We start from the raw sequence: 12,422 nt of genomic DNA on the forward strand, positions 1-12,422 counted from the left end.
CCGCCGGGTGTTCCGTCCGGGCCGCCGGGTTTGCCGTCCGGGCCGCCGGCGGTGGGCGCGGCGGGCTTCTCCAGGGACGTCACGCCGCCTCCTCCTCGGTGAGCTGGGAGAGCACGATCTCCCGGTAGGTCTCGTTCGTCCCCATCAGTTCGGTATGGGTGCCCGTGCCGACGACCCGGCCCTCGTCGAGGACCACGATGCGGTCGGCGTCGCGGATGGTCGACACCCGCTGCGCGACGATCACCACCGTCGCGTCCCCGGTCTCATGCGACAGCGCGGCCCGCAGCCGGGCGTCCGTCGCGTAGTCGAGGGCGGAGAAGGAGTCGTCGAAGAGGTAGATCTCCGGCTTGCGGACCAGGGCCCGCGCGATCGCCAGACGCTGCCGCTGACCACCGGAGACATTGGTGCCGCCCTGGGAGATCGGCGCCTCCAGCATCCCGTCCATGGCCGCGACGAATTCACGGGCCTGCGCGGTCTCCAGCGCCTGCCACAGCTCCTCGTCGGTCGCGTCGGGGCGTCCGTAGCGAAGGTTGGAGGCGACGGTGCCGGAGAAGAGGTACGGCTTCTGGGGGACGAGCCCCACGGCCTCCGACATCGCGGCCGGCTCCAGCTCCCGTACGTCCACGCCGTCGACGAGGACGGCGCCCCCGGTGGCGTCGAACAGCCGCGGGATGAGGCCCAGCAGGGTCGACTTGCCGCTGCCCGTGGAGCCGATGACGGCCGTGATCTCGCCGGGCCTGGCCACCAGGGAGACGTCCCGGAGCACCGGCTCCTCGGCGCCCGGGTAGCCGAACTCCACCGTGCGCAGCTCCAGGTGCCCGCGCCCCCGCAGCTCGGTCACCGGGACGGCGGGCGGTGCCACGCTGGACTCGGTGGTCAGGACCTCCTGGATGCGCTCGGCGCAGACCTCGGCGCGCGGCACCATCATGAACATGAAGGTGGCCATCATGATCGACATCAGGATCTGCATCAGATAGCTGATGAACGCCGTGAGCGCGCCGATCTCCATGCCGCCGTCCCCGATGCGGTGGCCGCCGAACCACACGACGGCGATCGAGGACAGGTTCACGACCAGCATCACGGACGGGAACATCAGCGACATCAGCCGGCCCGCGCGCAGCGAGACGTCCATCAGCTCGGCGTTGGCGTTCCGGAATCGTTTCCGCTCGTGGTCGTCGCGGACGAACGCGCGGATGACGCGGATGCCCGCGATCTGCTCGCGCAGCACCCGGTTGACCGTGTCGATGCGGGCCTGCACCCCGCGGAACACCGGCCGCATCCGCCAGATGATCACGCCCACGATCGCCGCCAGGACCGGGACGATCACCAGCAGCAGCGCGGACAGCGGCACGTCCTGCTGGACGGCCAGGACGATGCCGCCCGCGCACATGATCGGCGCCGACACCATCAGCGTGAACGCCATCAGGGTCAGCATCTGGACCTGCTGGACGTCATTGGTCGTGCGGGTGATCAGCGAGGGCGCCCCGAACTGCCCCACCTCACGCGCGGAGAAGGACTGGACCCGGTCGAAGACCGCGGCGCGCAGGTCCCGGCCGACCGCCATGGCCGTCCGGGCGCCGTAGTACACCGCGCCGATGGCGCAGACGATCTGCGCGAGGGTCACGGCGAGCATCAGCCCGCCGGTGCTCAGGATGTATCCGGTATCGCCTTTGACGACACCCTTGTCGATGATGTCCGCGTTGAGATTGGGGAGGTAGAGGGTGGCGAGGGTCTGAACGAGCTGCAAGAGCACGATCAGCGCGATCGCTCCGGAGTAGGGCCGCAAAGACGACCGTAGAAGTCGCACCAACACACAAGAAGCCTATGCGAGCACCTCTCGATGGGGCCTCTCCTTTACCGGGCGGGGACATGCCGGGCCCGGCACCCGTCATCATGGAGGCGGCAAGAAACCGAAAGGGGTCGCCGTGGCGACGACACACACGGCTCGTCCGGCATCACTGCCGGCACAGCCGGGGCCGCCGGAACCTCCGGCCGGCACGATCCGGTACTGGGCCGCGGCCAAGGCCGCCGCGGGCACGGCCGAGGAGCCGTACGCCGCGCGGACGCTCGCGGACGCGCTGGTCGCGGCCCGGCGGACGCACGAAACGGCGCCGGAGTTCGCGCGAGTGCTCACGCGCTGCTCGTTCCTCGTGAACGGTGACCCTGTCGGCACGCGCGACCACTCGACGGTCCGACTGACCGAGGGCGGCACGGTCGAGGTGCTCCCGCCCTTCGCAGGAGGGTGACCCGGCAGCATGAGCGAACAGCACCACCGCAATCCCTATGACCGGTACGACCAGCACGGGCAGTACCCGCAGTACGAGCAGCCGCAGCAGGGCTACGGGTCGTACGACCACGGGCCGGACGGGCAGGCCGACGGTTCGGCATACGGCTACGGCTACGGCTACGACGCGCAGCAGGCGCAGCAGGCGCAGCACCAGCACGCGGCGCACCAGCAGCCCGCCGCGTGGCCGCAGGCCCAGCAGGACTACCAGCAGCACGACGAGCCGCACACCCAGACCTGGCAGACCCAGACCTGGGAGACCCACACCTGGCAGCAGCCGATCGGCGAGAGCCGGGAGCAGGCCCCCGCGGCCCCGGTCACGCCCGCGCCCGCGTACGACGCTTCGTGGCCGACGGGCGGCGGCGAGGGCGCGGCGTCGCCCTGGGACCGGCAGCGGCCGTCCGGCTACGAGCCCGCCGGGGCCGGGGCGCTGCCGGTGCCCCGTCCGGAGGGCGTGGTCGTGACGGCGGCGGCGCCGGTCGCCGGTGAGGTGGCCGAGCGGCCGATGACCGCGGCCGAGAAGGCGAAGGCGGAGGGCCGCGCGCAGATCGTGTCGCCCGGTCTCCAGCCGGCGCTGATCACCGCCGTGCTCGCCGGCCTGCTGGCCGCCGTGGCGCCGCTGGGGCGGCCCGCGCTGGCCGTGCCCGTGGTGCTGCTCCAGGCGGTGACGGCGGCGGGCTGGTTCCGGCTGAACGGCATGTGGCCCGCCCGGCAGGGCATCGCGCTGGCCTTCCTCGGCGGCGTGGCCGCCGACATCGGCCTGCTGGCCACCGACACGGCCAAGGCGCCGACGGTCCTCCTCGGCACCCTCGGCGTATGGATCCTGCTGGTCGTCGTCCTCCAGCTGCGCAGTCACGCCGCGCCGGACGAGCGGCTCTACGGGCTGACGGCGGCCACCGCCTCGACGGCCCTGGCCGTCATGGCGGGCGCCCACCTGGCGGCCGACTCCGACGCGGTGGTGATCGGCGCGCTCGGCGTGGCCGCGGCCGTCCTGGCCCGCGCCCTGCCGCTGCCCTCGGTCGCCGCCCCCGTCGTCGCGCTGATCGCCGCGACGGGCGCGGGCATCGCGGGCGGCCAGCTGACCGGCTTCGGCGCCTCGGCCGCGCTGCTCGGCCTGGCGGCCGGCGTCTGCGCCCTGGTCGGCCTGCGCGTCGCCAGCTACGACTACCCGTCCCGCTTCGTCCACCTGACGGCGGGCGTCGCACTGCCGCTGGCGCTGGCGGCGCCGGCGGTGTACGTGCTGGGGCGGGCGCTGGGCTAGGGAGTTTTCGGGGGCTCCGCCCCCGGACCTCCGGTCCGCGAACGCCGGACGGGCTGACCTTGTCGGCCCGTCCGGCGTTCGCGGGGCAAGAACCCCCAAACGGTTACAGACCGGTGACACCCGGCCCTGCCACCCACCACCCCCATCCGGTTAGGCTCACGGGAAAGCCTGACCAAGAGTGGGGGACGAACGAACCGATGCGCGCGATACGCAGGCTCCTGATCGCCGCCATAATCCTGGCGGCCCTGTTCATGGGCGCCGACCGTGCGGCCGTCTACTTCGCCGAAAGCCAGGTCGCCGACAAGATCCGCAGCAGCCAGGGCCTCTCCGGCACCCCGGACGTCTCCATCAAGGGATTCCCCTTCCTCACCCAGGTCGCGAGCTCGCAACTCGACGAGGTCGAGATCAAGCTCGACGGCGGCGTCACCGCCGGCACGGGCGACCGCTCCATCACGGTGAGCGGCTTCGACGCCACCCTGCACGACGTCCGCGTCGACAGCAGCTACACCTCCGCCACCGCCGGCCGCGCGAGCGGCACCGCGCACCTCACCTACGAGGAGCTGACCAAGGCCACCGGCGACCCCGACGCCACCGTCGGCTACGGCGGCAAGGACACCACCGGCGGCAACCAGGTGAAGGTCTCCGGCAAGGTCACCGTCATGGGCCAGACGTCGCAGCAGAGCGTGGTCTCGACCGTGACGGTCGTGAACGGCGACACCGTCCGCGTCCGGGCGAACGAGGTCCCCGCGCAGGGCATCCCCGGCCTGGAGCGGAAGATCCGCGAGAAGACCGACTTCGACCGGAAGATCACGGGCCTGCCCAGGGGCATCAAGCTCGACACGGTCGTCGCCACGCCGAACGGCATCGACATCACCCTCACCGGCACCGACGTCAACCTGACGGGCTGAGACCCCCGTCCACGGTACGAGACGCCCCCGTCCGCACATCAGTCCACGCGAGCCCGCGGAAGGGCCGGACGGGGGTCGGCGAGCCTTCCGTGGAGATCTCGATCCCAATATGTGGGATCTTTCGTCTCATTATCCGGCACCCCGGTGACAGGGCTCCCGCCCCTCCCTACGATCCCCCTTATGAAGCGACAGGCGGATCTCACCAAGCGGCGGGCAGTGGACCTGTGCCGTGTTGCCGCCATGCTGTGTCGCCGTGTCTGACGGGGACCGTTTAACGGACCCCTTTCCGGCCCCTCGGCCGCCTCCCCGCACCACCGCTCCACTCGCCGCGCGGTGCCGCGTACCCGCTCACCGCACCACGCGCACGCGCCGCGCACCGGCACGCCAGCAACCGCCCCGGAGGAGATCAGCATGAGCCGCAGTGACGTCCTGGTGGACGCCGACTGGGTCCAGGCCCGCATCGACGAAAACCACCCCACGACCGTCATCGTCGAGGTGGACGAGGACACGTCCGCGTACGACAAGAACCACATCAAGACCGCCATCCGGATCGACTGGAAGACCGACCTTCAGGACCCGGTCCGCCGCGACTTCGTCGACCAGGCCGGCTTCGAGAAGCTGCTGTCCGAGAAGGGCATCGCCAACGACGACACCGTCGTCCTCTACGGCGGCAACAACAACTGGTTCGCGTCCTACGCCTACTGGTACTTCAAGCTCTACGGCCACCAGGACGTGAAGCTCCTCGACGGCGGCCGCAAGAAGTGGGAGCTCGACTCCCGCGACCTCGTCGCCGAGGTGCCGGGGCGGCCGCAGACCGACTACCGGGCGCAGCCGCAGGACGCGTCCATCCGCGCCTTCCGCGACGACGTCCTGGCCGCCATCGGCGAGCTCAACCTCGTCGACGTGCGCTCCCCCGACGAGTTCAGCGGCAAGCTGCTCGCCCCGGCGCACCTCCCGCAGGAGCAGTCGCAGCGCCCGGGCCACGTCCCGACCGCGCGCAACATCCCGTGGTCGAAGTCGGCCAACGACGACGGCACGTTCAAGTCCGACGACGAGCTCACGGAGCTCTACCGGGGCGCGGGCGTGGACCTCGCCAAGGACACCATCGCCTACTGCCGCATCGGCGAGCGCTCGGCGCACACCTGGTTCGTCCTCCACGAGCTGCTCGGACAGCGGAACGTCCGCAACTACGACGGCTCCTGGACCGAGTACGGCTCCCTCGTGGGCGTGCCGATCGAGCTCGGCGCCGGCGGCTGAGCCTCCGAGCCGAGCACCCCGCGCCAAGCACCCCGCGCCAACGGAAAGGAACGCACATGTGTGGAGCGAAAGCAGGCGGCCCCGACGCCTCGACCGCCAAGGCCGGTGAGACCACCATCCAGGGCTCGGTGACCCGCGACGGCGAGCCCGTCGCCGGCTACGTCCGGCTCCTGGACTCGCACGGCGATTTCACGGCGGAGGTGCCCACATCCGCGACCGGGCAGTTCCGCTTCTACGCGGCCGAGGGCACGTGGACGGTCCGCGCGCTCGTCCCGGGCGCCACGGCCGACCGCAAGGTCGTGCTCACCGAGAAGGGCGCGCTGGCGGACGTCGTCATCACCGTCTGAGGCCGGCCGTTCGAACGGCCACGGGACTCGAAGGGCCGCACCCCGGGGTTGGACGCCTTGTGGGGGTGCGGCCCTTCGCGCGCCCTTCGCGCGGGCCGCCCCACGGTCGTACCGTGAAAGCGTGTACTCCCGGCGCAAGCACCTCTACTTCGCCATGATGGGGACCTGCATCTTCCTCTTCGTCATGGCATGGGCCGTCGTACGCCTGTGGTCGGTGCCGGCCGCCGTGGGACTGTGCCTCTTCGCCATGGTCATCCCGCCGGTCGCGGCCATCGTCGCGAACCGCCGGGGGCCCGAGGACCGCTGGTGGGACGATCCATCGGGCGACCCGAAGTCGGACGAATGGTGGGACGAGCTGGACGGCAAGCGCCGCCAGGGGCCACGCGACCCCTGGGGCCGCGACTGAAACCGGGTCTCGGCGGATCAGTAGCGGATCAGTAGACGAGCGCCTGCGTGCCGTCCGCCATCGCCTCGCTGACGAACACCTGCGCGCCCGCGATCCGGGCGCCCTCGATCAGGTCCTTCTCCTCGATCCCGCGCCGCGCCGCGCACTGCGTGCACAGCGTGATCATCCCGCCCCCGGCGAGGATCCCGTCGATGAGGTCCGGCAGCGGCGCCGCGTGCGGCAGCTCGAACTCCGCGGCGCGCCCGGGCAGCGCGAACCACGACGACTCCCCCGTCAGCCACAGCGACACCTCGACACCGCTGGCCACGGCCACGGCAGCCACCGTGAACGCCTGCGAGCACCGCTCGGGCGCGTCCGCGCCCGCCGTCACCTTGATCACGAGCTTCTTCGCGTTCGCCATGCCGGTCACTCTAGGACGGCGGGACGACAGACCTCACAGCGCCGTCCCCGAGGCGGCCGACTAGACTCCTGTCCGGTCCGTACCGACATTGATCTCCACTCCGACCGAGGAGCGCGCTCGTGCTTGAAGGCTTCTTCACCACCCTGCTGGTACTGGTCGCCGTCGGCGTCATGGCCTTCGCGGGCCTGACCTGGAAGAAGCTGTACCAGGGCCAGCGCTGACCCCGTTCTCCGCACCGCCTACAGATCGCCTGAGCCCATGATCGAGATTCCGTCCGACCTTCACCCCGACCTGGTCCCCCTGGCGTTCCTCCTCGGCACGTGGGAGGGCGCGGGCGTCCACGACTTCCCCGGCTCCGAGAAGTGCAACTTCGGGCAGGAAGTCGTCTTCAGCCACGACGGCCGGGACTTCCTCGAGTACGTCTCGCGCTCCTGGGTGCTGGACGCCGCCGGCAAGCCGGTCAAGCCGCTGGAGACCGAGACCGGCTACTGGCGGATCGACAAGAACCGCAAGGTCGAGATCGTCATGATCCGCGACACCGGTGTCGTCGAGGTCTGGTACGGCGAAATGGCCGACCAGAAGCCGCAGATCGACATCGCCACGGACGCCGTGGCGCGGACCGCCGCCTCCGGCCCGTACTCGGGCGGCAAGCGCCTGTACGGCTACGTCAAGGGCGACCTGATGTGGGTCGGCGAGAAGGCCACCCCCGAGGTGCCGCTGCGCCCGTACATGTCGGCGCAGCTGAAGAAGGTCCCGGCGGAACTCCAGGACTGGGCGCGCAACCTGCCCGACGACCTGCCGGACGGCGTCTCCTTCTTCAACCCCGACGGCACGCCGTACAAGCCCGAGGAAAAGTAACCTCTTTCGCGCCCCGCGGGGGAAGTCCGGTCGAAGTCCGGCGCTGACCCTCCCCCAGGGCCTGAACGGCATGGGGGGACCCCCATCGGTAGGCGGAAGGCCCTCTGACGGGGCCTTCCGCGAGCCCGATCACCCACGGCGGCGTGGTTCCCAGCTCACTCGCCGTGGACTGCGAGGGGACACCCGTACGCGTTTACGGCGTTTTCGCTTTCGCGCGCGGAGCCACGGCCCGAGGCGAAGGCGTACCGCCCGTGGCGCACCCCCGCAGGCTCCCCCTGCCGCCCCTTCTGGCAGCCCTCTCCGCCGCCCTCCTCGTCTCCCTGCTGTGCTGTGTGGCGCTCGGCGCGTCCGGCGTCGGCTGGGGCCGGACGACGCGCCATCTGTGGGCGGGGCTGAGCGGCGGGACCATCGCGCCGGACGAGGTCCCGGCGTACACGATCGTCTGGGAGCTGCGCCTCCCGCGCGCCCTGCTGGCCGCCGTCGTCGGCGCGGGGCTGTCGGCCATCGGGGTGGGCGTACAGGCGATGGTGCGCAACGCCCTCGCCGATCCGTTCGTCCTCGGCATCTCCTCCGGCGCCGCCGTGGGCGCCAACGCCGTACTGCTCTTCGGGGCGCTGGGCTCGCTCGGCGTGTGGGCGCTGTCCGGTGCCGCGTTCACCTCCGCGCTGGCCGCGATGGCGCTCGTCTACGCGGCGGCGCGCACCCGGCACGGGCTGACGCCGCTGCGGCTGGTACTGACCGGCAGCGCGATGTACTACGGCTTCTCCGCGATCACCACGCTCATGGTGTTCAGCGCCGACCGGGGCGAGGCGGCGCGCTCGGCGATGATGTGGCTGCTGGGCAGCCTGGGCGGGGCCACCTGGTCGTCCGTGCCGATCGCGGCGGCCGTGGTGCTGGCCGGGACCGGGTATCTGCTGTGGTCGGCGCCGCGCCTGAACGCGCTGGCCATGGGCGACGAGACCGCCGCCACGCTGGGCGTGGACGCCGAGCGGCTGCGACGGGTGCTGTTCGTGGTGACGGCCGCGGTCACCGGGGCCGTGGTGGCCGTCAGCGGAGCGATCGGCTTCGTGGGGCTGATGGTCCCGCACGTCACCCGCATGCTCGTCGGCGCCGACCACCGCCGGGTGCTCGCCGTGGCGCCGCTCATGGGCGCGGTGCTCCTGCTGTGGGTGGACGTCGTCTCCCGGCTGCTGCTGGCGCCGGTGGAGCTGCCGGTCGGGGTGATCACCGCGCTGATCGGGGTGCCCTGCTTCGTGCTGCTGATGCGGCGGCGCGGCTATGTCTTCGGGGGTTCGTGATGCGGGTCGACATCGAGGGGCTCGCGGTCGACATCGCGGGCGCGCGGCTGGTGGAGGACATCGCGCTGAGGGCGGGCAGCGGGCAGTTCGTGGGGCTGGTGGGGCCGAACGGCAGCGGCAAGTCCACCCTGCTGCGCTGCGTCTACCGGGCGCTGCGGCCGGCCGCCGGGCGGGTGCTGCTGGACGGCGACGATCTCCACGCGCTCACCGCCCGCGAGGGGGCGCGGCGGCTGGCGGCGCTGCCGCAGGAGTCGGGCGGCGAGTTCGACTTCACGGCCGCCGAGGTCGTGGCCATGGGCCGGCTGCCGCACCAGGGCCCGGGCGGCCGGGCCACCGAGGTGGACGCCGAGGTGTGCGCGGCTGCGCTGGCGCGGGTGGGCGCCTCGCACCTGGCCGGGCGGGGCTTCCTGTCGCTGTCCGGGGGCGAGAAGCAGCGGGTGCTGATCGCGCGGGCGCTGGCCCAGGAGCCGCGGGTGCTCGTCCTGGACGAGCCGACGAACCACCTGGACATCGCCCAGCAGCTGGAGGTCCTGTCGCTGGTGCGCGAGTCGGGGGTGACGGTGCTGGCCGCGCTGCACGACCTCAATCTCGCCGCCGGGTACTGCGACGCGCTGTACGTCGTCGCCGGTGGGCGCGTCGTCGCGTCCGGGCCGCCGCATTCCGTGCTGACCGCCGAGCTGCTGGCCGAGGTCTTCGGCGTACGGGCGCACCGCGTGCCGCACCCGGTCTCCGGCGCCCCGCAGCTGCTCTTCGACCGCCTCCCGTAAGGAACCTCCGCATGCGAACCGCCCGCATCACCCTCGCCGTTCTCACCGCCATCACCCTCACGAGCTGTGGCGCCAAGGTTTCGGACGCTCCCGACGGCAAACAGTCGAAGGCGGCGTCCGGCGGCCACTACCCGGTGACGATCTCCAACTGTGGTGTGAAGACGACGTACGACAAGGCGCCGGAGCGCGTGGTGACCAACGACGTCGGGATAGCCGAGATCATGTTCGCGCTGGGTCTGGAGGACCACATGGCCGGCTATGTGGCGCCCGACTACCGCACGAGCCGGGACGACAAGGGAGCCGCGCCCTGGAAGAGCGGCTACGACAAGGTGAAGTGGCTGTCGAAGAAGGAGATCAACAAGGAGCTCGTCCTCGACGCCAGGGCGGATCTGGTCTTCGCGGGCTGGAACTACGGCTTCGGCGAGGGGAACGGCTTCACCCCGGAGGCGCTGAAGAAGGTCGGCGTGGGCTCGTACGTCCTCACCGAGTCCTGCCACAACGGCGGCACGGGCACGTCGCGCGGGGTGATGCCGCCGCTGGAGGCGCTCTACACCGACCTGGAGACGCTCGGGAAGGTCTTCGACGTCGAGGACCGGGCGCGGAAGCTCGTCGACGGCTTCAAGAAGCAGGTCGCCGACGCCCGGGCGGCGGTGCCGGAGGACGGCCGGGCGCCGCGGGTCTTCCTCTACGACGACGGCAAGGACAAGCCGCTGACCGCCGGGGCCTTCGCCGGGCCGCACGACATCATCACCAAGGCGGGCGGCGACCATGTGATGAAGGACCTCAAGGACTCCTGGGTGACGGTCGGCTGGGAGACGGTCGTCGAGCGGGACCCCGAGGTCATCGTGATCAACAACTACGGGTCCGTCGGCGCGGAGGAGAAGAAGAAGTTCCTGATGTCCTACCCGCCGCTCGCGGGCGTCTCGGCCATCAGGAACGACCGGGTATTCGTCCTCGACTACGTCGATCTCGTCGAGAGCCCCCGCAATCCGTCGGCCATCGCCGCGCTCGCCGGGTATCTGAAGGGGGTACGGGATGCGTGACGCTGCCTAGACTGGGAGCGTGGTGGACACCGACTGGCAGAGCGACCTCCGTAAGCGCGGCTACCGGCTGACCCCGCAGCGCCAGCTCGTCCTGGAAGCCGTGGACCGGCTCGAACACGCGACGCCGGACGACATCCTCACCGAGGTCCGCAGGACCGCGGGCGGGGTGAACATCTCGACGGTCTACCGGACGCTGGAGCTGCTGGAGGAGCTGGGGCTGGTCAGCCATGCCCATCTCGGGCACGGGGCGCCGACCTACCACCTCGCCGACCGGCACGACCACATACACCTCGTGTGCCGGGACTGCACGGGTGTCGTCGAGGCCGACCTGGCGGTCGCGGCGGACTTCACCGCGAAGCTCCGCGAGACCTTCGGCTTCGAGACGGACATGAAGCACTTCGCGATCTTCGGCCGGTGCGCCGACTGCTCCTCGAAGGCGCCGGACCCCGAGCCGTAGGCTTGGCCCCATGCTGCGTCAATCGAAGAGCCCGCTGCTGTCGCTGCCCGGCGCCGTCCCCGCCGAGGGGCCGGACGAAGGGGTCGCCGCGCACTACGGCGACCTGTTCCGCGAACAGCGCGCGCTCGCCGGCGGGGCCGGTTTCGTGGACCTCTCGCACCGGGACGTCCTGACCGTCACCGGCTCCGACCGGCTGAGCTGGCTGCACCTGCTCGTCACCCAGCACGTGAGCGAGCTCCCGGCGGGGCAGGCCACGGAGGCCCTGATCCTCTCCCCGCACGGCCACATCGAGCACGCCCTGTACCTGGTCGACGACGGTGAGACGACCTGGATGCACGTGGAGCCCGGCACGCGGGAGGCGCTCATCGCCTACCTGGAGAGCATGAAGTTCTTCTACCGGGTCGAGGTCGCCGACCGGACGGACGACATCGCGGTGGTCCACCTGCCGGCCGGCTCGATCGCGGAGACGCCCGAGGGCGTCGTGGCCCGCGAGACGTCCCACGGCCGGGAGGTCTTCCTGCCACGCGCGGACCTGCCGGCCTTCGCCGCCGCGCACGGCCCGGCGGCGGGCATCCTCGCCTACGAGGCCCTGCGCGTCGAGGCCCACCGCCCGCGGCTCGGCCTGGAGACCGACCACCGGACGATCCCCCACGAGCTGGGCCTCATCGGCGTGGCCGTCCACCTCCAGAAGGGCTGCTACCGCGGCCAGGAGACGGTGGCCCGCGTCCACAACCTGGGGAAGCCGCCGCGCCGCCTGGTCTTCCTCCACCTCGACGGCAGCGAGGTCACCCTCCCGGCCCACGGCGCCCCGGTCCGCCTGGCCTCCGACGGCCCCGAGGGCCGCCAGCTCGGCTTCGTCACGACATCGGCACGCCACTACGAGCAGGGCCCGATCGCCCTGGCCCTGGTGAAGCGGAACGTCCCGGTGGACGCGGCGCTGCTCGTGGGCGAGGGAACGGCGGCGGCGCAGGAGGTCGTGGTCGAGCCGTAACGCCACGGCGCCGTGCGGCTGGGCTTCGACGGGGGCGGGTGAGTCCCCGCGTCTCCCGGGGGCGAGCCCCCGCCCCGCCTCGCACTCCCGGCCCGCTGGGCGGGCTGGCGCGGCCCGGGGCGAGCGAGGGGCTTCGCCCTCGCCA

Annotated in this window: 13 protein-coding genes and 1 pseudogene; 12 read left to right on the plus strand and 2 right to left on the minus strand. The window is 71.7% G+C overall.

Going from position 1 to position 12,422, the window contains the following annotated elements; translation table 11 throughout:
• Positions 1-79: 79 nt before the first annotated feature.
• Positions 80-1,813, minus strand: coding sequence for an ABC transporter ATP-binding protein (locus tag AB0E98_RS18385; RefSeq protein ID WP_361703465.1), 1,734 nt, complete (start codon positions 1,811-1,813; stop codon positions 80-82).
• Positions 1,814-1,958: 145 nt separating this feature from the next.
• Between AB0E98_RS18385 and AB0E98_RS18390 the strand changes: the two genes are divergently transcribed.
• The 6 genes and pseudogenes from AB0E98_RS18390 to AB0E98_RS18415 form a co-directional block, all read left to right on the plus strand.
• On the plus strand, positions 1,959-2,246 hold the full coding sequence (locus AB0E98_RS18390) for a MoaD/ThiS family protein (protein ID WP_361703661.1): 288 nt from the start codon (positions 1,959-1,961) through the stop codon (positions 2,244-2,246).
• A gap of 9 nt (positions 2,247-2,255) precedes the next feature.
• Positions 2,256-3,545 (plus strand): hypothetical protein, encoded by a 1,290-nt coding sequence (locus tag AB0E98_RS18395; protein WP_361703466.1) that lies wholly within the window; start codon positions 2,256-2,258, stop codon positions 3,543-3,545.
• Between the two features lie 197 nt (positions 3,546-3,742).
• The gene (locus AB0E98_RS18400; protein WP_361703467.1) at positions 3,743-4,453 is read left to right on the plus strand and encodes a DUF2993 domain-containing protein; all 711 of its coding nucleotides are present in this window, start codon (positions 3,743-3,745) and stop codon (positions 4,451-4,453) included.
• A gap of 411 nt (positions 4,454-4,864) precedes the next feature.
• The gene (locus AB0E98_RS18405; RefSeq protein ID WP_361703470.1) at positions 4,865-5,710 is read left to right on the plus strand and encodes a sulfurtransferase; all 846 of its coding nucleotides are present in this window, start codon (positions 4,865-4,867) and stop codon (positions 5,708-5,710) included.
• Between the two features lie 56 nt (positions 5,711-5,766).
• Positions 5,767-6,057 (plus strand): DUF1416 domain-containing protein, encoded by a 291-nt coding sequence (locus tag AB0E98_RS18410; RefSeq protein ID WP_361703471.1) that lies wholly within the window; start codon positions 5,767-5,769, stop codon positions 6,055-6,057.
• Between the two features lie 94 nt (positions 6,058-6,151).
• Positions 6,152-6,463 (plus strand): annotated as a pseudogene (locus AB0E98_RS18415) (DUF3099 domain-containing protein); the annotation flags it as partial.
• 28 nt (positions 6,464-6,491) lie between these two features.
• Here the strand turns inward: AB0E98_RS18415 and AB0E98_RS18420 are convergent.
• Positions 6,492-6,863, minus strand: a complete 372-nt coding sequence (locus tag AB0E98_RS18420) for a DsrE family protein (protein ID WP_126915426.1) — start codon at positions 6,861-6,863, stop codon at positions 6,492-6,494.
• Between the two features lie 258 nt (positions 6,864-7,121).
• Here AB0E98_RS18420 and AB0E98_RS18425 point away from each other — a divergent pair, with 258 nt between their 5' ends.
• The 6 genes from AB0E98_RS18425 (at position 7,122) to AB0E98_RS18450 (ending at position 12,277) form a co-directional block, all read left to right on the plus strand.
• Positions 7,122-7,721, plus strand: coding sequence for an FABP family protein (locus AB0E98_RS18425; RefSeq protein WP_361703473.1), 600 nt, complete (start codon positions 7,122-7,124; stop codon positions 7,719-7,721).
• A gap of 251 nt (positions 7,722-7,972) precedes the next feature.
• Positions 7,973-9,019, plus strand: a complete 1,047-nt coding sequence (locus tag AB0E98_RS18430) for an iron ABC transporter permease (protein WP_361703475.1) — start codon at positions 7,973-7,975, stop codon at positions 9,017-9,019.
• The gene (locus tag AB0E98_RS18435) at positions 9,019-9,786 is read left to right on the plus strand and encodes an ABC transporter ATP-binding protein (protein ID WP_361703477.1); all 768 of its coding nucleotides are present in this window, start codon (positions 9,019-9,021) and stop codon (positions 9,784-9,786) included. The genes AB0E98_RS18430 and AB0E98_RS18435 overlap by 1 nt, the downstream gene beginning before the upstream one ends.
• An 11-nt stretch (positions 9,787-9,797) precedes the next feature.
• Positions 9,798-10,829 (plus strand): ABC transporter substrate-binding protein, encoded by a 1,032-nt coding sequence (locus AB0E98_RS18440; protein WP_361703480.1) that lies wholly within the window; start codon positions 9,798-9,800, stop codon positions 10,827-10,829.
• A 19-nt stretch (positions 10,830-10,848) separates the two neighbouring features.
• Positions 10,849-11,286, plus strand: coding sequence for a transcriptional repressor (locus tag AB0E98_RS18445; RefSeq protein WP_361703483.1), 438 nt, complete (start codon positions 10,849-10,851; stop codon positions 11,284-11,286).
• Between the two features lie 10 nt (positions 11,287-11,296).
• Positions 11,297-12,277 (plus strand): folate-binding protein, encoded by a 981-nt coding sequence (locus tag AB0E98_RS18450; RefSeq protein WP_361703485.1) that lies wholly within the window; start codon positions 11,297-11,299, stop codon positions 12,275-12,277.
• Positions 12,278-12,422: the final 145 nt, after the last annotated feature.

This window comes from Streptomyces sp. NPDC037389 (genome assembly GCF_040636475.1).
Lineage (GTDB): Bacteria > Actinomycetota > Actinomycetes > Streptomycetales > Streptomycetaceae > Streptomyces > Streptomyces hesseae.